The sequence below is a fragment of the Sulfolobus islandicus Y.N.15.51 genome, assembly GCF_000022485.1.
Lineage (GTDB): Archaea > Thermoproteota > Thermoprotei_A > Sulfolobales > Sulfolobaceae > Saccharolobus > Saccharolobus islandicus.
On record NC_012623.1, the window covers coordinates 14,717 to 34,237 of the forward strand.

At 34.3% G+C, this 19,521-nt stretch carries 21 protein-coding genes; 11 read left to right on the top strand and 10 right to left on the bottom strand.

Annotated features, from left to right (window positions below):
• Nucleotides 1–4: 4 nt before the first annotated feature.
• Genes YN1551_RS00080 through YN1551_RS00090 form a run of 3 tightly spaced genes read right to left on the bottom strand, consistent with a single transcriptional unit; the run spans nucleotide 5 to nucleotide 3,085 of the window.
• On the bottom strand, nucleotides 5–1,618 hold the full coding sequence (locus tag YN1551_RS00080; protein ID WP_012716911.1) for an ATP-binding protein: 1,614 nt from the start codon (nucleotides 1,616–1,618) through the stop codon (nucleotides 5–7).
• Between the two features lie 44 nt (nucleotides 1,619–1,662).
• Entirely contained in the window at nucleotides 1,663–2,229 is a 567-nt protein-coding gene (locus tag YN1551_RS00085) for a DUF5591 domain-containing protein (protein ID WP_012710197.1), read from the bottom strand.
• Nucleotides 2,201–3,085: a tRNA guanosine transglycosylase family protein gene (locus YN1551_RS00090; RefSeq protein WP_012710198.1), complete on the bottom strand. Its 885-nt coding sequence runs from the start codon at nucleotides 3,083–3,085 to the stop codon at nucleotides 2,201–2,203. Before YN1551_RS00090 ends, YN1551_RS00085 begins: the two co-directional genes overlap by 29 nt.
• A 242-nt stretch (nucleotides 3,086–3,327) precedes the next feature.
• On the opposite strand from YN1551_RS00090, the gene YN1551_RS00095 reads away from it, so the two are divergent.
• The 5 genes from YN1551_RS00095 to YN1551_RS00115 are packed head-to-tail and all read left to right on the top strand — an operon-like array spanning nucleotide 3,328 to nucleotide 8,019.
• Complete coding sequence (locus YN1551_RS00095; protein ID WP_012712708.1) at nucleotides 3,328–4,008, top strand: hypothetical protein; 681 nt, start codon at nucleotides 3,328–3,330, stop codon at nucleotides 4,006–4,008.
• 41 nt (nucleotides 4,009–4,049) lie between these two features.
• Entirely contained in the window at nucleotides 4,050–5,981 is a 1,932-nt protein-coding gene (locus tag YN1551_RS00100) for a thioredoxin domain-containing protein (protein WP_012716912.1), read from the top strand.
• Nucleotides 5,982–5,992: 11 nt separating this feature from the next.
• Nucleotides 5,993–6,712, top strand: coding sequence for an SDR family NAD(P)-dependent oxidoreductase (locus YN1551_RS00105; protein WP_012712710.1), 720 nt, complete (start codon nucleotides 5,993–5,995; stop codon nucleotides 6,710–6,712).
• Nucleotides 6,713–7,354 (top strand): TenA family protein, encoded by a 642-nt coding sequence (locus tag YN1551_RS00110; RefSeq protein WP_012715399.1) that lies wholly within the window; start codon nucleotides 6,713–6,715, stop codon nucleotides 7,352–7,354. It abuts the gene before it with no gap.
• 2 nt (nucleotides 7,355–7,356) lie between these two features.
• A complete protein-coding gene (locus YN1551_RS00115) occupies nucleotides 7,357–8,019 on the top strand; it encodes a hypothetical protein (RefSeq protein WP_012716913.1) in 663 nt (220 codons plus the stop codon).
• Here YN1551_RS00115 and nucS read toward each other — a convergent pair.
• On the bottom strand, nucleotides 8,013–8,726 hold the full coding sequence (gene nucS / locus YN1551_RS00120; protein WP_012710204.1) for an endonuclease NucS: 714 nt from the start codon (nucleotides 8,724–8,726) through the stop codon (nucleotides 8,013–8,015). The two genes, YN1551_RS00115 and nucS, sit on opposite strands and share 7 nt — an antisense overlap.
• A gap of 51 nt (nucleotides 8,727–8,777) precedes the next feature.
• Between nucS and YN1551_RS00125 the strand changes: the two genes are divergently transcribed.
• The 4 genes from YN1551_RS00125 (at nucleotide 8,778) to YN1551_RS00140 (ending at nucleotide 12,321) form a co-directional block, all read left to right on the top strand.
• Nucleotides 8,778–9,836, top strand: a complete 1,059-nt coding sequence (locus YN1551_RS00125) for a glycosyltransferase family 2 protein (protein ID WP_012712712.1) — start codon at nucleotides 8,778–8,780, stop codon at nucleotides 9,834–9,836.
• A 123-nt stretch (nucleotides 9,837–9,959) separates the two neighbouring features.
• Nucleotides 9,960–10,523, top strand: coding sequence for a hypothetical protein (locus YN1551_RS00130; RefSeq protein WP_012712713.1), 564 nt, complete (start codon nucleotides 9,960–9,962; stop codon nucleotides 10,521–10,523).
• A gap of 24 nt (nucleotides 10,524–10,547) precedes the next feature.
• Nucleotides 10,548–11,600, top strand: coding sequence for a radical SAM/SPASM domain-containing protein (locus tag YN1551_RS00135; protein WP_012715401.1), 1,053 nt, complete (start codon nucleotides 10,548–10,550; stop codon nucleotides 11,598–11,600).
• A 25-nt stretch (nucleotides 11,601–11,625) separates the two neighbouring features.
• Nucleotides 11,626–12,321, top strand: a complete 696-nt coding sequence (locus YN1551_RS00140) for a hypothetical protein (protein WP_012712715.1) — start codon at nucleotides 11,626–11,628, stop codon at nucleotides 12,319–12,321.
• 129 nt (nucleotides 12,322–12,450) lie between these two features.
• On the opposite strand, the gene cobT is transcribed toward YN1551_RS00140, so the two are convergent.
• Nucleotides 12,451–13,494 (bottom strand): nicotinate mononucleotide-dependent phosphoribosyltransferase CobT, encoded by a 1,044-nt coding sequence (gene cobT / locus YN1551_RS00145; protein WP_012716914.1) that lies wholly within the window; start codon nucleotides 13,492–13,494, stop codon nucleotides 12,451–12,453.
• A gap of 63 nt (nucleotides 13,495–13,557) precedes the next feature.
• Between cobT and YN1551_RS00150 the strand changes: the two genes are divergently transcribed.
• Nucleotides 13,558–13,887, top strand: coding sequence for a hypothetical protein (locus tag YN1551_RS00150; RefSeq protein ID WP_012712717.1), 330 nt, complete (start codon nucleotides 13,558–13,560; stop codon nucleotides 13,885–13,887).
• Between the two features lie 5 nt (nucleotides 13,888–13,892).
• Here the strand turns inward: YN1551_RS00150 and YN1551_RS00155 are convergent, their stop codons facing one another.
• The 4 genes from YN1551_RS00155 to YN1551_RS00170 are packed head-to-tail and all read right to left on the bottom strand — an operon-like array spanning nucleotide 13,893 to nucleotide 17,974.
• Nucleotides 13,893–15,023: an aminotransferase class V-fold PLP-dependent enzyme gene (locus YN1551_RS00155; protein WP_012712718.1), complete on the bottom strand. Its 1,131-nt coding sequence runs from the start codon at nucleotides 15,021–15,023 to the stop codon at nucleotides 13,893–13,895.
• Nucleotides 14,995–16,707 (bottom strand): AMP-binding protein, encoded by a 1,713-nt coding sequence (locus tag YN1551_RS00160; RefSeq protein WP_012716915.1) that lies wholly within the window; start codon nucleotides 16,705–16,707, stop codon nucleotides 14,995–14,997. Before YN1551_RS00160 ends, YN1551_RS00155 begins: the two co-directional genes overlap by 29 nt.
• Nucleotides 16,708–16,764: 57 nt before the next feature.
• Nucleotides 16,765–17,241, bottom strand: a complete 477-nt coding sequence (locus tag YN1551_RS00165) for an NOB1 family endonuclease (protein WP_012715403.1) — start codon at nucleotides 17,239–17,241, stop codon at nucleotides 16,765–16,767.
• Complete coding sequence (locus YN1551_RS00170; protein ID WP_012710214.1) at nucleotides 17,225–17,974, bottom strand: NAD(+)/NADH kinase; 750 nt, start codon at nucleotides 17,972–17,974, stop codon at nucleotides 17,225–17,227. The genes YN1551_RS00165 and YN1551_RS00170 overlap by 17 nt, the downstream gene beginning before the upstream one ends.
• A 104-nt stretch (nucleotides 17,975–18,078) precedes the next feature.
• On the opposite strand from YN1551_RS00170, the gene YN1551_RS00175 reads away from it, so the two are divergent.
• The gene (locus tag YN1551_RS00175) at nucleotides 18,079–19,146 is read left to right on the top strand and encodes an MFS transporter (RefSeq protein WP_012715404.1); all 1,068 of its coding nucleotides are present in this window, start codon (nucleotides 18,079–18,081) and stop codon (nucleotides 19,144–19,146) included.
• Here YN1551_RS00175 and YN1551_RS00180 read toward each other — a convergent pair.
• Complete coding sequence (locus YN1551_RS00180; protein ID WP_012712722.1) at nucleotides 19,124–19,477, bottom strand: hypothetical protein; 354 nt, start codon at nucleotides 19,475–19,477, stop codon at nucleotides 19,124–19,126. The two genes, YN1551_RS00175 and YN1551_RS00180, sit on opposite strands and share 23 nt — an antisense overlap.
• Nucleotides 19,478–19,521: the final 44 nt, after the last annotated feature.

Genomic DNA, 19,521 nt, shown 5'->3' on the forward strand with positions numbered 1-19,521 from the left:
ATTTTCACCCTTCGCTTAAAATTAAATCAATTCTTTCCACGTTTCCAGCGTATGATCCCAACCTAGCATCCCACGGTATTCTTATCAATGCTGGACTTTTCATTATTGACATAAGCCCACTTACTATTACGTGTCCAGTCTCTAGTGATGTCAAATTCCTAGTCAACGATTCTGGTAAACCTCCCGAAGCAGACATCACATACCTTACATCCTCGTGATATATTCTATGAAAGAAGAAGGTGTTAATCATCGACAATACGTATTTATCTATAAATGCCGGTCTTTGACTTACGAGAATTAAAGAAGCTCCAAATTTTCTTCCTTGGGTTGCCAATGTTACCAATACGTCTTTTGTCAAGTTGGCGTTTACTGGATAATCAACAGAAGGTATGTAGTTTTGTGCCTCTTCTATTACAAATCCCAAGAACCTTTGATTGCCGTTATATTTGGATTTTGTGAGATAATTGAAGATCAATCTGGTTATGTAACTCACGATAAGCTGTTTTGTAAGGACGTCTATACCTGGTGAACCCTCAGCAGAGAAGTCTATTATTGCTAAACCTCTATTCCTCCAAATCACTTCTAGTGTATTTTCAGTTAAAGATGCAGAAGAGTTGACCAGTTGTAGTCTGTTAATCACCTTGTTTTTGAATATTTCTAGTGCACTCGCAATTCCTCTAGCCGTGCTTGTTGTTATTCCTATATCTTTATTTTGAGCCATAGTAAGGATCTCATTTCTTAGGTTCTCAATTCCTATTGCAGTTCCTAGAAGGGTATTGTACTCCTTACTATCGTGATTTGCTAGTACTTGCTCTAGGAAATTTAGTTGCAAGGTGTTATAGGAAGCTTCTCCGTATTTTAGAGACATAATGAATTCTGATAATTCTCTAGGAGTGAATATGGACAAATCTATTGTGAGTTTAATGTCATTTTGTTCCTTAGGATCCTTTAGTATATACCTTTTTATCCAGCCCCTTCCCGTAGATACGATGTCTAGATTTGTCGAAGCTAAATCTATGTAGTCTCCATTCGCATCAATTACAATCATCGGTAAGGCTGTGATATTATCTCCTATTTTTATGTTGGATAGAAGCTTGATTAAATATCTCATATTATAGCTTTTTCCACTTCCTGTCTCCCCAAAAACTCCTATATGCATCGTTATCGCATTAAGGTCTAATAATAATGGTATTTCAGAACCCGCTAAAGCACCGTACTCAATTAATCCTTTCTTGCTTTTTATACCATAAAACGAAAGTAGGTCTTTTTCACTCTTTATTTCTGGTAGTTTTCTTACGAAAGAACCCGGTTTAGGAGTAGTGCTATGATCATATTTTTTTATTAAGTGCAAAGTAGCCTTTATTATTGTATTCATATCTAGAATCTCGTATATCGATGGTTCTTTTAGTATTGACTTAGCTATATCCCCCCTTTCGTCAAAGAACTCGTTCAGAAATTCATAATTCTCAACCCTGACTAGCGAAAGTTTCTCAGAATCATCAATTAATAACAATTGCCCTATGTTTATTTCTTCGTCAGCTCTAATTAGCCCTTGCAATTCATTTGCTTCGCTTTTCTGCAGTACTATTCCTATGATCTCTCCCTTTTCCATCAACATTTAACATTATTTAAGAACGTTTTTAAACGATTAAGCTACTGGAATTATGATGAAATGCTTGTTATCACATTAGCTATGGTTTTAAAGGCTAATCTACCATATGGGTAAATTGTTATTTTTAAATTTGAGATTTCAGCTGCCCTTTTGACTATTTCGTAGTGATGCCTAGGTAGTATACCTATTAACCTATTGTGTAACATACTTACTTTTATGAGGGGTTTCGTTAATAACATTATAAACTCTTCTTTCTCCTCTTTACTCATAAGTCTCGGCGGGTAATCATAATTATTAAAAGGATAGCATTCCTCTAATTCTTTAGGCACTAAAAGCATTGGTTCCGATACTGAATAGACTTGTACTTTTTCTTCTAAATTATATTTGTTTAATGTAGCATAGGCTATTTTGTGGGTTGGCGATAATGAATAAGGCTTAACTACTGTACAAGGCAATAGCAATCCAATTTCCTTGTCCGAATTCCAATTTTCCAGGAAATAGTGATGCCATCTCATTACTACTGGGTGTCTGAATAAATCATCCGTATTATCTTTTTTAGATATTCTAGTAAAATCAGGCTTTAGATATTCATATAGTCGCTCGCATGCAGAGCTCATTTACCTCTTCCTCTATCTCATCTTCTGGGAAACTATCTAGCTTTTTAGAATACTCTATTAATGGATTGTTAATCTCATATTCTGAATTTAAGAGTACCCAAGCATTAATTAGACTTCTATCTACCCAATTATCAAGTCTGATTGGAAACGGATAGTTTGTTCTATCTAAGAATGATAATAAAGTCTCTAATTCCTCTTCACTCGCTCTCCTAGTGCCCCAAACTATTTTTCTTTCACCAACATATCTTTCTCCTTTGCCGGGTATAATTACCATGCCATGTATTCCCTTGATTCTGTAGGTTGAGGTATCTACACTATTAGCGTTAAAGTAGACTTTTCTCATGAATGGTGATCCAGCTCCCAATACGTGAATTTTTCCTTTCCATAATTTTCTCACTAGATGATATATTGTAACTGCGAGTTTTTTGTTTCCACTTTTATTGAGGGTAGGAGGTATAATTCCACCGAATGCCACTAGATCAGTATATTGGGAGTAGAAGTCTATGGACTTCTTTATTGATTCTACATCATAAGCGTGTATAACTGGTACTATTTTCTTATCAAAAACCGCGTACAGATACTCGAAGTATTTGTAATTTAATTCTGAAGGTTTATGACAAGGGTTTGACGGTATATCGAGGCTCATGTATTGTGTAGCATCTAAAATTTTATATTTCTCAACCACTTTTTCTATTTCAACCTTTATCCCTTTTACCATTATTTGATATCCTCCAGAGTCTACCCATGTCTCATTTTCCCAGGATAGATTATTCCAGTTTAGTTGGTTAACCATTAATGGTTGTTTAAACGTCCAAACTGGGATTTTCAAGTCAGGTATACCTAGTATTATCTTCATTTTTCATGGTATTGGTATTACTATCGGGTTATATCTTCATTTATAATAATACCTTATTGGGAAGTTCATTTTTCTACATTTTAGTTAACGAAAATATCACATTTATATTATAGTATATCAGGGAAACAACCCATCATCACGTTTCAGTTAAGGTTGGTTTCCTCATACATAATAATCATTATTTTTAGTTACTATTATCAGTTACGCTTCAGTGACTGTTAGATATTAAACACCGGGTTATTGTGTCTAAAGGAGCAGAAATCCTTATATTGTTTACAGTATTTGTATTTACGCTAAATATTATTAGTAACGCATACGTAGTTAATGTAAAAATTTTAAGTCCCTTTCCGGTTACATTACTGTTTTCTGACTCCCATGGTGTCAAATTAGTTTCTTCCAATCAAACTCTAAACGTCAATAGTTCAAATTTAAGGATTCAGGCTTTTGTTTTAGCCCCCTATTCCTATTCTATACTTATTAATGGCAATAATACTAATGAATTAAACGTTAATCTGTCCAATTACTCTGAATTCAACCTCACAGTAATCGTTATTCCTAGTTATGCCTTTTTGAAAGTTGATGTAGTTGGAAAGGGTACAGTTTATATTGAATTAAATAATGGTACTATTATTGCAGTTAGGAACTCTTCTGTGGTTAAATTATATAATGGGTCTAACGTTCTTCTTGAGGCTAGTGGAGATCTTCTTAATTGGTCAAATGGTGGTAATACCATGACTATTTGGTACACGGTTAATGGTAACTCAACAATTACAGCGTTTTTTGGTAATTCTAGTATTCTTCTAAAGTCTGGTACTGTTAAACCTATAGTAAATTACACAGAAGTAGGACTTAGTTTGTTTGCGATAGGATTTTTCGTATTATATAAAATATATTCTAGAAAAGACCAAGATACTAATGTTTGATAACAAATTTTAAATGTGAACTCGTTACTAAAAATATTAGAATGAATGAGAGATTAAGGAATTCTCAAAGTGGTTATTTGAGGAAAGCGGTAAATCATCCAATAAATTGGTATACCTGGTCTAACGAAATATTTGAAATTGCGAAAAGGGAGGATAAGCCGATACTTATTGATGTAGGTGCTGCTTGGTGCCATTGGTGTAACGTTATGGATGAAGATACCTATTCAAACCCAGAAATAGTTAAGATAGTTAATGAAAATTTCATTCCAGTTAAGGTTGATCGAGATGAAATGCCCGATCTGGATAGACTTCTACAAAACGCAGCCATGGCCATAACAGGTGAGTCTGGGTGGCCTTTAACCATATTCATGACACCCGAGGGAAAGGTCTTCTTTGGTGGAACTTACTTTCCTCCAGAAGATAAGTATGGAAGAATAGGCTTTAAGAAATTATTGTTAGAGATTTTGAGAATATGGAGAGAAGACAGAAATCAAATATTCTCATCTTCAATAGACCCTAATATGCTAATTGCTAGGAATACTGGTGGAGTTCTAAGTTCAAGTGTTCTAGATGACACGTTTTCCTATATAACATCCTATTTTGACATTGAGTATGGTGGATTAGGATTTGGCGCTAAATTTCCCCATCCTTTTGTGGATTTACTATTCCTCAACTACAGTGCTACTAGAGGAGATGACTTAGGTAAAAAACTTGGTCTATTCACCTTAAGGAAAATGTATTATGGCGGGATTTTTGATCAGGTTGGTGGAGGATTTCATAGATATACTGTTGATAGAGAATGGAAGTTACCTCATTTTGAGAAACTACTTATAGATAATGCCGAATTGATTTACGATTATTTTACTTATTATACTGCAACTAATGACATAGAAATTCTTGATGCCTTAAGAAATTCAGTAGATTTTGTTTTAAGAGAACTATACATGGATGGGAAAGGTTTTGCTAATAGCTTAGATGCAGATAGTGAAGGTATGGAGGGTAAGTACTATACGTGGACTGAGGATGAGCTTAAAGGTGCTTTAGGAAATGATTATGGTATTGCGATAAGGGTATTCGACCTAAAGAATACTGTAGAAGTTGAGGGCAGGAAAGTTCTATTGAGAACAACTGAACTTAGGGAGCTATCTAAGGTAACAGGTTTACAGGCAAATGAGATAATAGAGAAGGTAAGTGAGATAAGGGCCAAACTATTGACGTATAGAGAGCAAAATAGGAAAATGCCATATAGAGATGATAGTACATACACTTATCCTAACGCAAAGCTTACTGAATCTATACTGTTTTCCTCATTAATTTTAAACAAGGGTATTGAGGAGGCTAAGCTTGTTCTGAGTAAGTTAGGAAAAAGTGTTAGCAGGAGGTTAGATGGTGGAAAAGCTGGATTACCAGAAGATTATGCTGCAGCACTTTTAGCAAGTATCTCCGCATACGAGGTATTAAGTGAAGAAAAGTATTATGATTTGGCAATTGAACTCGGTAGAAACATTGGAGGTATTAGGCCTAATAATTTCACTGACATGCCTAATGAGTCTGCAAATTCAATGTATATTAGGGCGTTATTCAAATTATCTCTATTATCTGATGAGTTTAAAGTTGATGAAGGGAAAATTAAACCTCTAATTCCCTCTCTAACCGCTGAAAATTCTCAATTTATTGCTGGGATAGTTAATACTATCTCGAGTTACATTAATGGTATGGCTCATATCGTAGTGGTTGATGAAAAGGACGGACTAGCTGAAAGACTGCATAGAACTGCGTTACTTACCTATTATCCCTTTAAATTAATTGAAAGGGTAGATGACAGTAGAACTGATTACGTTAGTTCAGTAATAAGGGCTATGATAAAATATAATGCGGGAAAGAGTAGAGCATATGTTTGTATAGGCAATACGTGTAGTATGCCAGTAAGTGAAGAGGAAAAGATTAAACAATTACTTAAAACTAAGCTTTAACATTTTTATGTATGGGAAGGTTAGACAATAAGAAAGTAGCTATTATAGGTGTAAGCGAGGGTTTAGGTTACGCCACTGCCTATTTCGCATTAAAAGAGGGTGCGCAAGTTTGCATAAATTCGAGGAATGAGAACAAGCTAAAGAGAATGAAAAAGACTCTAAGTAAATATGGTAATATCCATTATGTAGTTGGTGACGTCTCTAGTACTGACAGTGCTAGGAATGTCATAGATAAGTGCGCATCTCTCCTTAACGGAATAGACCATTTAGTGGTTACTGTTGGTGGGTATGTTGAGGACACAATAGATAATTTTAGCGGATTAGAAGAGATGTTAACTAATCACATAAAGATTCCTCTTTATGTTATCAATTCATCCATAAGGTTTCTTAAGGAAGGCTCTAGTGTAGTCTTAGTATCATCAATGAGTGGTATTGGCAAAGCTTCTCCTGACCAATTATCTTATGCAGTAGCTAAAGCTGGCTTGGCTAAGGAGGTCGAGATTTTAGCCTCTGAATTATTAGGGAGGGGAATTAGGGTTAACGGTATTGCTCCAACTACCATAAGCGGAGAATTTGAACCTGAAAGAAATTGGAAAAAGCTTAGAAAATTGGGTGATGATATGGCACCTCCAGAGGATTTCGCTAGGATCATTATTTGGCTTTTAACTGACGAATCAGATTGGGTAGATGGTGTGGTAATACCAGCTCACGGTGGTGCAAGGCTAAAATAGGTGTCTATAGTGAGTAATGTTGAAAATTTGATTGAAAGCGTAGGAGAATTATGGAATAGGTATGTTAAACACGAATTCGTACTTAAGATGAGAGATGGATCTCTTCCATTAGATATCTTTAGATATTACCTAATACAGGATGGAAAATACGTAGAGGACATGCTAATGGCATTGCTTATTGCCTCAAGTAAAGGTCCTATTGATAAAGTTACTAAGATACTTAATTTAGTTTTTTCCACTCTGAATAAGGGGTTAGAAATTCATAGTAAACTTTATTCTGAGTTGAGTATTTCTAAAGATGAGATAGTTAAAACTAGATACAATCTAATAAATTACGCTTATACGAGACATTTATACTTCTATGCTAATCTAGATTGGAATAAATTTTTGGTTGCATGGACTCCATGTATGTTTGGATACAGTATAATTGGTGATTATGTAGTTGAGTCCCCTCACCAACTCTATAAAACGTGGGCCTCATTTTATGCTTCAAATGAATATAAAAAGAGAGTTGAAGCTATTCTTCATGCCTTAAATGAGGTAAATATTACTGAAGGTCTTCTAAGTATATTTGTAGATTCTGTAAGGTTCGAGATAGGCTTCTGGGAGGCCTCTTTAAGAAAAGACCCTATGGTGTACTAAAAATGAGCTGGATAAGAGATACCAGTTTTCTTATGGAGTGTGTCAAGAATGGGAGCATAAAGATTGAAATTAATGTTTCTAATTATTCCATGTCCTTTAATCTCCTTAACGGAAAATATAATTTATCGTTATTTTCATCAGATAATATTAGAATATCATATGATGGTAATAGGCTAATTGATATGCATAACTTAAGAGTTTTGAAGGATCATGATGCCAGAGTACACATTTCTAATATGATTAATAATATCAAGGGAAATATGTCAAATGAGATAAACAACTTGGCTATAATGTATAATATTCCAGTGAAAATTCTAAATGATAACCTAGAAGCAATATTTAATCTTAATTTCTCATTGTTAAGCTGTTTAGATTACGGTTTAGATTATTTTCTAATCCATTTGACTAATGACTTTGCAAAGCAGTCTTCTCAATTTGATGTAATAAAGAAGTTGAAATTAATACTAGCCAATGAAAAGGGATGTATTAAGGCTATTTTAGCCTTATCTAACACCTACGAATCGGATTCTTTTTTGTTTTCTAATGATTGTATAAGTTTTCAGGTTAACGTGAATGGATTCTCTAAATTCTTGATGGATTATAGGACGCTCAATGCAAAATATACGGAAGTTATAGATTATCTTAAACAACGATTATCTCAGTAACTAGAATACTTCTGTATGTCGTATCTGATAAACTCAAGCCCTAATTTTTGTAATAGTTCTCTTGCATGAGTAGTTAAATCCGGAGCTACGAGTATCCCTCTTACCTTGTCTTCTTTTGTTTCTCTTATGTGTAAGTAGTATCTATATAATTGTGAGACTGCACTTAATTGAGCTTTACTTCTCTTTACTTCAATTATTACGAAATTACCTTTTTTATCTAACCCCACCAGATCTATTTTCCCATAAGGTGTATTATACTCTCTGGTTAATGGGACAAACCCTTCTTCGATCATACTGGGATTTTGAATAATAGTATTTACTATGTCAATCTCCCTTCCTTTAATCACGAAATCCCCATCCTTTACTTCAGCTGACGTTATATAAAATACTTCTTTCAAATCTATCTCTATTACTTCTTTTGGTCTTTTTCTTTGAGCTACTATCTTCAATGGATAATCATTCATTATCTCTATTTTAGTTCCTGGTGGTTGCCAGTTTAACGGTTCCCTTTTCACACTTTCATGTATTATCACTGTACCATCCGGTTTCAATATTATTAACCTAGGAGATTCCGAGGCTACTGATTCAGCTCTTCCCTTATAATTCACCTTACATGTAGCGAAGATTACTACGAGTTCTCTATAAATTCTCTCTGTTAAGAAGGAATAAATTTCCGTATTGCTAGGATTCAGTAGTACCGAGTACACAGTATTACTTATCCTCAATGCTTAAATACCTTACTTTATCACTCGATACTAATGGAATATTATGATCTAATACTTTACCTCCTTGTATTTGGGGCTAATATGTTAATAATTCTGCAGACATATAACGAAATCAAAATGCGGAAGACAGTTAAAGGAAGCTTCATAGGTAAAGTATCAATAATAGTTCCAATAAAGGGCATAGATACTGGATTAGAAAGGAACATAGAGTCTTTGCTTTCGCAAGATTACCCATATCCTTATGAGGTAATATACGTTGTAGAAAAGGGGGATGAGGTGGAAAATGTTCTAAAAAAGTACAACGTCAAGATCGTTTACTCAGATTTCAATTGTGATTCATGTAGTGGGAAAATTAGGGCCCAGATTTCAGGTCTTTTAAGGGCCTCTAATGATGTTATAGTTTTCGCAGATTCAGATACATGGTATCCTAGATATTGGCTTAGAAACTTAATTTCACCATTAGATAGATATGAAGCAACTACTACGTTTTCTTGGCCTTCCCCTTCTAGAATCACCTTAAGCAATCTTATAAGAGCTGGATTTTGGACCTTAGGCTTTGAATCTCAATCACTTCAGAGCTCTAGATTTTTATGGGGAGGCTCAATGGCGCTAAGAAGGGAATTCTTTGATAATGAAGTTCTAGACGAGCTTTCTAAAGAATGGTGTGACGATTGCACATTGACTAGGATAATTAAGAGAAGAGGTGGTAAAATAGGTTTCGTTATGAGCGCAATTCCCCTTAATGTTTATGACGAGGATAGTCTCATAAGATGGTCATCTCGACAGATAATTACTATTTTAGCTTACTCGCCTAGAGGAGCAAAGGCGTATTTGGTAGCAGGAACGTTTTTCACTTTAATTCTGATTTACTCTCTCGTTTATCTCAATATAATTACCTTTACCCCCTATTTACTATGGATAGTTAAGAATGTAATTAGAGGAGCGAAATATCCTAAACAAGCGCTGATTGCGTCACTTATGACTATAGTAGCAATACCTTATGCGTTATTTCTTGTGGTGTTTAACTGGAATAGAAGAGAGGTTTATTGGAGGGGTAAAAGATATATAGTAAAACCTTTAAGGGAGAAGTGAAAGATACAAAGATGATGCTGATGTTCTACCCCTAAAGATTGATGATTGGAGGTGTGACACTGAGATGATGAGGTCGAGTGCTATAGATAGATGATATAAGGACCACTTCTGATAATATAATATATGCAGAGTACCTCAGTGGAAATTTACCTAAACATTTATTCGTTCAGGCATGAGCTAGAGCACTTTACCATAGAAGAGGAAAGGGACGAGTGGTCAATCGTAAAAGATAAAGCCAATGAAAAGTATATTGTAAAAGAGTTTGCTGATTACGGTATTTTAATATATCCTGTTTATGATCTTAAAGATGATATATTATCTTCATTTTCCATCCAGCTCCCATCAGTTGGCAAACTTAAAGAAATTCTCTACACTCCAGAAAAATGGATTGATAGGTTAGATTTAAGAATAAACGATAATAGTATAGAAGTCACTTCATTAATATTAGATTATTTAACCGGAATAGATATTATAAACTCGTTGATATCCAGCTTCGGCTTCCAATATGCACAATTAGATGATAACTCCTTGATTATTAAAATACGCATATCTAGACCCTTAAATCGTACTTTATTGGATTCCCATATTAGAGCGATTTATCATATGCTGAAATTATACTACAGTGTGAAAAAGGCACAAGAGGAAATTGCATCTAAGGTTACTCTAAGTTATATAAAAAGCATATAAAAACGTGTCCACTTTTGGTATACTATGCTATGGCTAGTAATGACTACGGGAAAATGTAACCTTAAATGTGATTATTGTGGAGGTTCTTTTCCAGCTAATGTTGTACCTTATGGTGTTAAATATGATATCAATTTACTTAAAAGACTGGTAGAGAATGACAAGGAGTCCACAATAATATTCTACGGTGGAGAGCCATTGCTTAATTACAAATTTATAATGACCGTTTTAGATAACGTAATAGCTAAGAGATATGGCATACAAACTAATGGTATTGCAGTAAGACTTCTTCCTGAAAAATATTGGAGAAAAATTAATGTTGCGTTGTTATCTATAGATGGTAGAGAGGAAACTACTGACAAGCATAGGGGTAAGGGTATTTATAAAGCGGTTTTGCGATCAGCGAAATACCTTAAGGATCTAGGCGTTGAAACTATAGCTAGAATGGCAGTTACACAAGATAGTGACATCTTTGCTGATGTCATGCATTTAATAGATTTAGGTTTATTTGATAAGGTACATTGGCAATTAGATGTAATATGGAGTGAGGAATGGGATTTTAAAAGTTGGTCTTTTTCGTACTTGCATGGGATAAAAAGGCTGACTGAGTATTTCCTTTCAGAACTAAGGAAGGGAAGGGTTGTTAAAATAATACCCATATTAGGTGTAATTAGTGCTCATTTCTTTGATGGGTATAAGGGTTCTCCGTGTGGTGCAGGATATTCATCAGTCACTGTCACTCCAGATGGGAGAATACTTTCTTGCCCAATAGCGGTAAGGGAAAAATGGGCTGAATTGGGTAACGTAAATTTAGGGTATAGACTCTTAGAGGATCCATTACCAGATGATTGCAAGAGATGCGAGTTTAAACGATATTGTGGTGGGAGATGCTTATATGCGCAAAAGGAGAGATACTGGGGTGAGGAGGGATTTAAAGTTGTTGACGAAGTTAACAAGGAATATCTTCGTACGGTACTCTCAATAATACCAGAAATTGAAAAGCTTATCAGAGATGGTAATATAAGACTTAGCGATTTGTATTATAATCCGTTACTTGATTCAACTGAGATCATTCCTTAAAAACTCTTTGCACACAATATATTATATGAGTGTTAAATTCGAGGAAAGTAGTAGATTGTTAGAGACTATAAAGAGTATGCTAGCCTCTGCTACTTCTTCTATTTTAATAGTTACATATAGTATTGATCAAGAAGCCGCTTCCGAAATACTGACTAGAGCAGCGAGCGGAGTTAATACAGTCCTAGTAACAGCTGATAAGGATTGGGCACGATGGTTGAAAAATCAGTCTGAGGCTTATAAAAAAGATGAAGAGAAGAGATTATATAGGGAGCTGAGAAGAAATGAAAGTATTTACGTGCAAATAATTTATTTTACTTCAATCATTTCTATAGCCATTGCTATAATAGATATTATCCTTTATTTCATGATGGGTAGCCTCATCTATTATGATGTTCCTTTATCTTTAATTGCAATAGGGTTTTTGATTTACTATGGAATAAGAAAGAGGAGGGAAGCTTTATCTCAAATAAGTATATTGAGGGAGAGTGTTCAGAACTTCGTACAAGAGGTCAGTCAAATCAGAGATAAGATCAAAGAAAAGTTGAAAATTATAGAAATCGATAGTCAAGTTTCCTTTTCAATTGTTTCTTGTGATGATAAAACTATTTTATTTTCTGCACCTCTTAAGTTTTCAATGGATAAACCTTCTGTTCATGTAGTTATGGAAATCTCTAAACAACTCGCCGATCAGCTAGTTAATCTTATACTAAAAATAAGCTAATAATATCATAGAGTAGCTTAATGTCTAATACGTAATAATATCAGTAATTGATAGCAGAGCACTGTTTAGTATTTTTATAATACTAATACTTTTTAAAAACAAAATTCCTGGATGAAAATAAAATCTTTTCTAGATATGCAAATTATTACTTCCTACTAATTCACTATATAACTCGTCAATTTTTCTCACTAACGTATTATTACTAACTCCTCTCACGAGGGCCATTATTGCTGATCCCCCAGCTCCTACTCCCTCCTTTACATAACCTTTTTCATACGCTCTTATTCCTTCATAAGCGGAAATGGAAAGATCTAACATGCTTGCTAATACTTTAACTCCTACTTGTTTTGCTAAACTTAACATATCTGCAAACTTATCTTCCACTATCCACTTTGTGGTACCAATTGTAATATCCTTTAACTTATTCTTATCGAATTCGTTTATTATAGCAGCTGCAGCTGTCATTTGAGTTCCTCCAGCTAGTAAAATCTTTCCTTTAAATCCTAAAGATGTTCCAGCTACGCCCAATAGGACGGGATCCGAAACTTTAGCTAATCTTTGTAAGGAATCTGTTGGCAAATTCCTTAAAGCTTCTTCAACAACTTTTCTTTTTAATTCCTTCGGATTATCAGGAGACGCAGAACTCACTTTATCCATAGCATCATAACCTAATGCCAAAAGAGTAGCCATGGCCGTGGTTGTACCCGCTGGTATCGATTCTCCTATCATAATAAGTTCATATTCGTTAGATAATTCTTCGCCTAATTTGATACTGTTCTCCATTATATTATTAACTTTTTCCATGGAGAGTGCTTGTTTCCTGATATCTTTTCCAGGCTCACCTTGAAGATCTATATATGGAATCTTGGGTAGTATTCTACTGCCTGCATTTACTACAATTTTTAAAGGGTTTATGAAGGATAGTGACGCTCTTGTTAACAAAGCAGGAGTTGGTATTCCAGTAGGACTAACTGGAATAGTATTTATACTTTTACATTTACCTAGAAGTACGTATTCGGCGTCAGCGGCAGGGGTAAAGTGAGTTAACTCTGGAGTTGCCCCAGCTATAGTTAATCCTGGGATTAAACTGACGTCAGTAGTTCCTATTACCAATATGTAGGCGAAGTCTTTATTTAGGATAAAAGTTTCTGCTCCATAATATTCCTTAATCATTTTCGGTGCATATAAATAATTTCACGTATATAAAAATTTGTGAGCTTCTGGGAGTATTATAGAATGATTGAAAGTGGAACATTAGTAAGTCTCGAGGAATTCAAAAGTAATCAGAAATTAAAGGAAAGTGTTAAGAATGGGATAAAAGGTTTAGTTAAGTTACTTTTTCAAGAAGCTGGTAAGATAATTAAATTTACCTCTAATGACGATTTGATATTTCAATTGATGAAGTTAGGATTAATTTCAGCTACTTTGGCTCAAGAACTTCTTGACATTCTTAAAATTGTAAATAATCTAGATAGTGTTGATGACGAAATATTACACAGTATGCTTGTAAGAATTATGGAAGTTATTGAAGAGGCAATAAATAGTATAGATAAATATATGGGCTAAAAATTCTAGTTAAGTTTTCTCTCGATTTCTAAAATTTTCTCAATGGTCTTTTGAACCTCTTCCTCTGTATTATAGAAGTGTGTTGATATTCTTATTCCTTCTCCTCTCGGCGACACCACTATGTCTTCCCTTAATAGTTCCTTTACAACTTCTTTCGGTTTTTTAACCTTTACTACGACAATGCCAGCCCTCTTTTCCTCTGGAGTGATTACCTCCATGTTATGGTCCTTCGCTAGTCTTATTGCAAATTGGGAAAGATACGTTACTGAACTCTCAATCAATTCCATATTTTCACTTATTATTTCGCAAGACTTAGCAAGCGATAAGTTTGCAGCTATATCTACTGTACCTATTTCAAACCTTCTAGGACCTTTCTCTAATGTAAACTTATTTGGATTAAAATCCAAGTAATCAGCACTAGTTTTCCATCCGTAAAACGGTGGATCTTCTATTAGTCCTCTTTTAACATAGATAAATCCGGACCCTTGTGGACTCATTAACCATTTATACCCTCCTGCAATAGCGAAATCCACATCAAGTTCCTCTACATTTATTCTGACTGCACCAGCACTTTGTATAATATCTAATAGGACCAATGCGTCATTCTCCCTTGCAGCTTTCACAATTTTTCTAACGTCCACTTTCAAGCCGGTATTAAAACTAACATGGCTTATTGCAACTAATCTAGTATTTTTATTAATATTTGATATTATATCTTCCTCAAAGTTATAAGGATTAGTCTTTACTACATTTACCTTGACTCCTTTCTTTGCTAATTTCAAAAATGGATATACTACAGTTGGGAACTCGAGATTATCTGTTACTATATTATCATCTTTTTTCCATTCTAGACCATGTGCAACTAAGTTTACACCATAACTAGTATTTGGAATTAGTGAAATCTCATCTGGATATGCTCCTATCAAATTGGCTATTTTAGACCTTATGTGATATAGTTCGTCCTCTTCCTCTTCATTAGCAGCTATACTTCCTCTATTTGCAACTTCATATAAATATCTGTAAGCCTCAAATAATGACGGTAAAGGTGTCGGTGATACTGCTGCATGGTTTAAATAAACATATTTTCTCGTAACAGGTAAGTTTTCCCTAAATTCTCTCGGATCTCTTAATCTCACTTTTGATCTCCTTTAATATTTCTGGGTCTTCCAATATAGTTTCATCTATTTCTTTTTCCAATAGTAAATCCCTCAAAACTCTCCTAACTATTTTACCGCTTCGAGACTTGGGTAGTCTTTCAACCTTGTATATTTTGTCAATAACGTATATGGGACCTAACATCTCCCTTACTTTAGTTACTATTGTTTTTTCGTCTATGTTTCCCACGTAAAAAACTACTAATTTTTCACCCTTTATCTTATCCGGTATTCCTACAGCAGCTGATTCAACTATTCCTTCCAAAGAATTTATTACACTTTCTACTTCTCCACTAGTTATTCTATGCCCAGCTATCTTTATCATATCATCATCTCTACCAACTATTTTCACATAACCCTTTTCGTTAATTATAGCTAGATCCCCAGTATCATGGCCGTTGAATTTTTCAAAATAGCTTAAAAATTTGGCTTCGTCTTTCCAAATCCCAATAAATTGAGTAGGGAATGGTCCTCTTGCTATTAGGTGGCCAACATGTCCTCTTAAACTTTTCCCATATTCGTCCACTGTATCTATAACTGCACCAGGGAATGGTAATCCTGCATACCCTATTTTTGGTTCCACACTATCTAACGCATATGGATAACCTATTACGTAACCCAATTCAGTTTGTCCATATACATCTACAACTTTATCAGAGAATCTTAATGCGTATTTCCATGCTGTTTCATCCATTATCTCCCCAGCAGTGGCTATGAACTCCACTCTTGGCAGTTTTACATCCAATTTCTGCAAAGTTCTAAGAAGTGTTGGGGATGTAAATAGTACTTTAGGCTGTAACTCGTCAATTATTTTCGGTAATCTATCTGTTGGATAGTCTGGTGCTCCCTCTATAAATGCTAATGTGGAACCATGCATTAGAGTTCCATACATTATTCTCGAGAACGTTATCCATCCAACATCTGCAGTTGTTAGAACTATATCATTGCTTTTTAATGAGAACATTAACTCAAATACTGTGTAATCCCCTACCATCCAAGCTCCATGTGGTAAGATTATACCTTTAGGTTTTCCAGTTGTTCCAGAAGTGTACATTATCTTTAATGGTTCATTACTTTCTATTTTCTCAAATTCTTTATATTCTCTTGGATAGTCAAATTGTGGATCCCTTGGAAATATTATGTTGGCTAAGTTATTATACAATTTTATTTCCTTTCCCCTTCTGAATGTCTTATCTGTGGAGATTACTAATTTAGGTTCTAGATTTGAAATTCTACTTACTATAGCATTTATTCCTAATCCTGCAAAAACGAGTGTATAAATTACTCCTATTCTAGCTGCAGCTAATATTGTAGCTATCGTATATATTGAGTTAGGCATGTAAATTGCAATCCTATCTCCTCTTCTTACCCCTTTATCTAATAATAATCCAGCAATCATTGAGCTCATATTGTTTAACTCATTGAAGGTGATTTCATCTCCTTTGTATTTATGCTCTTTATAAAATATAAGGGCCTTACCAGTGTGATTAAGAGCGTTATATGCAATATTTGTAGTACCGTTAACGAACCATTTAGCTATGGGTAGTTGTTTATTTTTTTCTATGACTTTTTCCCATTTCTTAAAGAATGATAGTTTATTGGCAAAGGTTTCCCAGTAAGTTTCTGGTTTTTCTAAGGAAAGGTCGTAAAGTGTGTAGTAGTCCATATCTTTTACTTATTATAGCTTTTTAATTTGTTTTTATGATTAGAAGAAACAGTGCTATTATTCCATTATTCTTCTTTTTACCACTTTTCCACCACAATATGGGCACTCTCTATAGTCTATGTCAAATTCTTTTTTACAGTCAATGCAGACATATTTGAATTTAAAAGATTTTTCTACTTTTTTATTGATTTTGATTGAAGAGAATTGTATTCCAACATGTTTAAGTATATTTTGTACTGATAAGTCATCAGTAAATACGATTGACGGTTGCAGATCTAGTGCAAGTGCAATCACTGATATATCTGTATTAGATAGTTTTCTCTCTTTGGTAAGATTTAGTACTTTAGTTACTTTTTCCACACTCCTTGTAGAAGGCTTCATTATTATTACCTTTCCGGACGATATGGCAATTTCTAGGTTAAATCTAGAATATTTATCCTTTATTTCATTTATGACTTCCTGCGTGGTATAGACTCTATCTAATGACAATTGTAGTCCAGCTAGAAACGCTGAGGTATCAAATATGATATGCATGTAATACTTCTCCTATTAAGTCTAGTTTGAAAAATCTTAAGATTTTTGCCTTGCGTTGGGAAACCCTTACCGTAATTTCTTGGTTAGTTTTTATCAATGTTACAACCTCGCCATCTACTACCGCTCTGGCTGTTTGCGGATATCCCTTATCCTCTAATCTTAAGGTTAGGGGCTTTGGTGGTATTACAACCGATCTTAGATAGTAGAAAATTGGATTAACAAATATTATCTCTATCGCACTTAGGTCTTTATATAATAGAGAGTTGGTTGCAGACATACCCCAACCGCTACTTCCTTGTGGTGTGGAAACTAAAACCCCATCCCCTTCCACTGAGACTCTTTCTGTATCAAAACTTATTCCAACCTTTATGGCCTCTGGTCTATCGTATAAGATTCCTACCTCGTTAAATCCTAATTCTACCTTGTCATTATATATCATTTCTAATAACATATATTCTTCCTCTTCATAATCTCCCTTTTTTAATCTCAAAAGAGCCTCCTCAAACTTATCTACTGGAACGTCCATTAATAATCCTCTTCTCCCTGCCTTTACAGCGATCACTGGTTTATTTTGCTTAACGGCTCTTAATAGAGTTCCATCTCCACCTACTGCAATAACATAATCGAAATCCTTATCGACTACTTCAAAGCCCAATTTAGTAGAAATATTCTTAATTTTTTCTATTATGTTATTAAGTTGTGAAGTAGGTTTGCTCACTATCTTAACTCTCATTTTGTCCACATATATACTTGAAAGTTATAATATTCTTTTCCTTTTCCCCGGGGGCTGTATAGGAAAAATTTAATATCGTAATTTTTGAATCATCCATTACAACAATGAAAGGCATAAAAATCATAGTCGCCAGGGTTATTTACGCTATACATTGGTTTTATCTCGCACCTCTAATACCTTTTCTCGCAAGTAAACTCAATTTATCATTACAGATTGTTGGTTTAATTCCTTTTTCCTTCTTTTTGGGCTCTGGTATTATGCAAGTACCTTCTGCCTATCTTTCAACTAAAATAGGATTGAGGAACACTTTACTCCTAGGTCTTATTATAATGAGCATATCACCATTATTAATATCATTCTCGTCTAATTTTATTGAATTATTGATATTTTACCTAACAGATGGTATTGGTGCCTCAATGTTCTTTTCCACTGGGGGTGGGATTTTGGCTTCATTGAATAGGGACTCCCCTGGGCTAGCTTTAGGTATATATAATGCATCTTTTGCAGTTGGAGGACTTATAGGTTTAAATTGGTATACCATGTTTGGGAACTATTTATCATTTTACGGCCTATCAATTTTGACATTTCTCTCACTTATTATTAATTTAAATAACCCGAACCTAAAACCAGGCTGGAAAATAATTAGGGATAATAGAATCGTAATTCTAGGGATTTCAATAGCTGGAATATGGGGAGTTTATTATGTTATAGGAGAATTATATCCGACGTTTGCATATTATTACTTGCATCTAAATTTAGTTGATTCAAGTTTGTTTACATCGCTCTTGCTTATTTCGTCAGTTATAGGCGGAAGTTTAACATTTTTAGCAGATAGAAAGATCAAGAAGTTCAACCTCCTTATAATTTCCTCACTTCTAGGATCAGTCCCTTCTCTTCTTCTCTATACTAAGGTATATTTACTAGGTATAGTAATAACTGGTATTTTTAATGAACTAGCAATATCGGTGCTGTACTCGATAATAGCTAGTTTACAAAGAGACGCAAATGCAACCATGGGATTAGCCGTAGTTAATTCATTAAATATTTTAATTGGAATGAATTTTGAACCTCTAGCGTCATATTCAGGTTATTATATGTGGATTGTTGTTAATATCATCGGGCTGGTACTCTTTTCACTTATAATGTTAGTTAGGCAGAATATCTCAATTTAACTCTTACCTGAAATACTTTACTCTCATTGATCAACTCCAGATTTCCGCTTTCGTTCAATAGGCGTATTTTAAAGATTTTCTGCTTTGGTCCACCATTAACTCTTATTGTTATCCAAGGATTAACTCCATATACTAAAATGGATACTTTTCCATCTATTTTGACAGTTTTAGTGCTTGAAGGTAACAAGAATATTTCCTCCTCTCTGTAATTCTCCCCAACGTATTTTGTCCCCTCAGTTATAATGATATTATAATATCTAAACCATAAATAAGTCAGAATAGGCAATGGTAATGCTAAAATTACTATACCAAGTTGTGTCTGATCAGTCATATATAACTTTACGTTATTTGGTAATAAAAATTTGCACTAAGGTT

Coding starts and splice junctions, on each gene's coding strand:
- YN1551_RS00090 (WP_012710198.1), bottom strand. CDS start 3,085: ATGAAGATAATACTAGGTATACCTGACTTGAAAATCCCAGTTTGGACG.
- YN1551_RS00175 (WP_012715404.1), top strand. CDS start 18,079: ATGAAAGGCATAAAAATCATAGTCGCCAGGGTTATTTACGCTATACAT.
- YN1551_RS00125 (WP_012712712.1), top strand. CDS start 8,778: ATGGAATATTATGATCTAATACTTTACCTCCTTGTATTTGGGGCTAAT.
- YN1551_RS00140 (WP_012712715.1), top strand. CDS start 11,626: ATGAGTGTTAAATTCGAGGAAAGTAGTAGATTGTTAGAGACTATAAAG.
- YN1551_RS00180 (WP_012712722.1), bottom strand. CDS start 19,477: ATGACTGATCAGACACAACTTGGTATAGTAATTTTAGCATTACCATTG.
- YN1551_RS00080 (WP_012716911.1), bottom strand. CDS start 1,618: ATGTTGATGGAAAAGGGAGAGATCATAGGAATAGTACTGCAGAAAAGC.
- YN1551_RS00170 (WP_012710214.1), bottom strand. CDS start 17,974: ATGAGAGTTAAGATAGTGAGCAAACCTACTTCACAACTTAATAACATA.
- YN1551_RS00160 (WP_012716915.1), bottom strand. CDS start 16,707: ATGGACTACTACACACTTTACGACCTTTCCTTAGAAAAACCAGAAACT.
- YN1551_RS00115 (WP_012716913.1), top strand. CDS start 7,357: ATGAGCTGGATAAGAGATACCAGTTTTCTTATGGAGTGTGTCAAGAAT.
- YN1551_RS00105 (WP_012712710.1), top strand. CDS start 5,993: ATGGGAAGGTTAGACAATAAGAAAGTAGCTATTATAGGTGTAAGCGAG.
- YN1551_RS00100 (WP_012716912.1), top strand. CDS start 4,050: ATGAATGAGAGATTAAGGAATTCTCAAAGTGGTTATTTGAGGAAAGCG.
- YN1551_RS00130 (WP_012712713.1), top strand. CDS start 9,960: ATGCAGAGTACCTCAGTGGAAATTTACCTAAACATTTATTCGTTCAGG.
- cobT (WP_012716914.1), bottom strand. CDS start 13,494: ATGATTAAGGAATATTATGGAGCAGAAACTTTTATCCTAAATAAAGAC.
- YN1551_RS00085 (WP_012710197.1), bottom strand. CDS start 2,229: ATGAGCTCTGCATGCGAGCGACTATATGAATATCTAAAGCCTGATTTT.
- YN1551_RS00135 (WP_012715401.1), top strand. CDS start 10,548: ATGCTATGGCTAGTAATGACTACGGGAAAATGTAACCTTAAATGTGAT.
- YN1551_RS00165 (WP_012715403.1), bottom strand. CDS start 17,241: ATGCATATCATATTTGATACCTCAGCGTTTCTAGCTGGACTACAATTG.
- YN1551_RS00150 (WP_012712717.1), top strand. CDS start 13,558: ATGATTGAAAGTGGAACATTAGTAAGTCTCGAGGAATTCAAAAGTAAT.